Here is a 2,702-nt window from a genome sequence, read left to right as displayed (position 1 = left end):
CATGCGCATCGCGATGATCGGTACCGGGTACGTTGGCTTGGTGTCGGGCGCCTGTTTTTCGGAGTTCGGCGTGGAGGTGTGCTGCGTCGATAAGGACGCCGGCAAGATCGAGCGGCTGAAGCGCGGCGAGATCCCGATCTACGAGCCGGGCCTGGACGACCTCGTCGCCCGCAACGTCGCCGCCGGGCGGCTGTCCTTCACCACCGAACTGGCCGAGGCCATGGCGGGGGTGGACGCCGTCTTCATCGCCGTCGGCACCCCGTCGCGCCGCGGCGACGGCCACGCCGACCTCTCCTACGTCTACGGCGCGGCGGAAGAGATCGCCCGCCACCTCGACCACTACACCGTGGTGGTGACCAAATCGACCGTGCCGGTCGGCACCGGCCGCGAGGTCGAGCGCATCATCCGCGCCGCCCGCCCCGACGCCGCCTTCGACGTCGCCTCCAACCCCGAGTTCCTGCGCGAGGGCTCGGCCATCGGCGACTTCATGCGCCCCGACCGCGTCGTCATCGGCGCCGGCTCCGACCGCGCCCGCGAGGTGATGCGCCAGCTCTACCGGCCGCTCTTCCTCATCGAGACGCCGATCGTCATGACCGCGCTGGAGACCGCCGAGCTCATCAAGTACGCCGCCAACGCCTTCCTGGCGGTCAAGATCACCTTCATCAACGAGATCGCCGACCTGTGCGAGAAGGTCGGCGCCAACGTCCACGACGTCGCCAAGGGCATGGGCCTGGACGGCCGCATCGGGCGGAAGTTCCTGCACGCCGGCCCGGGCTACGGCGGCTCCTGCTTCCCCAAGGACACGCTCGCCCTGGTGCGCACCGGCCAGGACCACGACAGCCCGGTCCGCATCGTCGAGACGGTGGTCGACGTCAACGACAAGCGCAAGAAGGCCATGGCGCAACGCGTCATCGACGCCTGCGGCGGCTCGCTGGCGGGCCGGACGGTCGCCATCCTCGGCGTGTCGTTCAAGCCGAACACCGACGACATGCGCGACGCGCCGTCGCTCGACATCATCCCCGCCCTGCAGACGGCCGGCGCCAGCGTGCGCGCCTTCGACCCGGCCGGCATGCACGAGGCGGCGAAGCTGCTGCCCGGCGTCACCTGGTGCGAGGATTCCTACCAGGCGCTCGACGGTGCGGATTGCGTGGCGATCCTCACCGAATGGAACGAGTTCCGCGCGCTCGACCTCAAGCGGGTCAAGGCGCTGCTGAAGCGGCCGGTGATGATCGACCTGCGCAACGTCTACAGCCCGGCGGACATGGCGGCCGCCGGCTTCACCTACACCTCCATCGGCCGCCCGGCCCAAGCAAACGAGGACGTCGCCCCGTGAGCCAGACCCACCAGTTCCACCCCACGGTGCTGCGCGAGTACGACATCCGCGGCATCGTCGGCCAGACGCTGAGCGAGGCCGACGCGCGCGCGGTGGGCCGCGCCTTCGGCACCGTGGTGGTGCGCGGCGGCGGGAAGACCGCCTGCGTCGGCTACGACGGCCGGCTCAGCTCGCCGGCCTTGGAAGCGGCGATGGTCGAGGGGCTGGCCTCGACCGGGCTGCACGTGCTGCGCATCGGGCTGGGGCCGACGCCGATGCTGTACTTCGCCACCCGCGACCGCCAGGCGGACGCCGGCATCATGATCACCGGCTCGCACAACCCGCCGGACTACAACGGCATCAAGATGATGCTGGGCAAGGGCCCGGTGTACGGCGACATGATCCAGAACCTCGGCCGGCTCGCCGCGGCGGGCGACTACGCCGTGGGCGACGGCTCGTCCGAGCAGGTGGACGTGCAGGACGCGTACGTCGCCCGCATGCTGCAGGACTACGACGGCACGCGCGACCTGAAGATCGCCTGGGACGCCGGCAACGGCGCGTCGGGCGAGATCCTGCGCCGCCTGACCGCCAAGCTGCCGGGCAAGCACGTGCTGCTGTTCGACGCCATCGACGGGACCTTCCCGAACCACCACCCCGACCCGACGGTGGAGAAGAACCTCGTCGATCTGAAGCGGGCGGTGGCGGAGCACGGTTGCGACCTGGGCATCGGCTTCGACGGCGACGGCGACCGCATCGGCGCCATCGACCACCAGGGCCGCGTGGTGTGGGGCGACCAGCTGGTGGCGATCTACGCCGCCGACGTGCTGAAGAGCCACCCCGGCGCGACGATCATCGCCGACGTGAAGGCGAGCCAGACGCTGTTCGACGAGATCGCGAAGCACGGCGGCCAGCCGCTGATGTGGAAGACCGGGCACTCGCTGCTGAAGGCGAAGATGGCGGAGACCGGCTCGCCGCTGGCCGGCGAGATGTCGGGGCACATCTTCTTCGCCGACAAGTGGTACGGGTTCGACGACGCGTTGTACTGCGCGGTGCGTCTGGCCGGCTTGGTGTCGAAGCTGGGGGTGTCGCTGGCCGAGCTGCGCGACCGGCTGCCGCCGGTGCTGAACACGCCGGAGACGCGCTTCCAGACCAGCGAGGAGCGCAAGTTCGCGGTGGTCGAGGAGGTGAAGGGGCGGCTCGAGGCGGCGGGGGCGACGGTGAACGCCATCGACGGGGTGCGGGTGACGACGGCGGACGGCTGGTGGCTGCTGCGGGCGTCGAACACGCAGGACGTGCTGGTGGCGCGGGCCGAGGCGTTCAGCGAGGACGGGCTGGAGCGGCTGAAGGCGGCGCTGGTCGAGCAGCTCAAGCTCTCCGGCCTCAAGGAGCC

Annotated in this window: 2 protein-coding genes; both read left to right on the top strand. The window is 70.5% G+C overall.

Annotated elements, in window-relative coordinates; genetic code table 11:
- Position 1: 1 nt before the first annotated feature.
- A complete protein-coding gene (locus TSO221_RS34705) occupies positions 2–1,333 on the top strand; it encodes a UDP-glucose/GDP-mannose dehydrogenase family protein (RefSeq protein ID WP_109122982.1) in 1,332 nt (443 codons plus the stop codon).
- A partial coding sequence (locus TSO221_RS34700; RefSeq protein ID WP_109122981.1) for a phosphomannomutase/phosphoglucomutase occupies positions 1,330–2,702 on the top strand: 1,373 nt, incomplete at its 3' end. The genes TSO221_RS34705 and TSO221_RS34700, both read left to right, overlap by 4 nt.

Origin of the sequence: Azospirillum sp. TSO22-1, from assembly GCF_003116015.1 — a bacterium.
Lineage (GTDB): Bacteria > Pseudomonadota > Alphaproteobacteria > Azospirillales > Azospirillaceae > Azospirillum.
The sequence above is the reverse complement of the archived record's forward strand: the minus strand, read 5'-3'. Positions and strand labels throughout refer to the sequence as shown.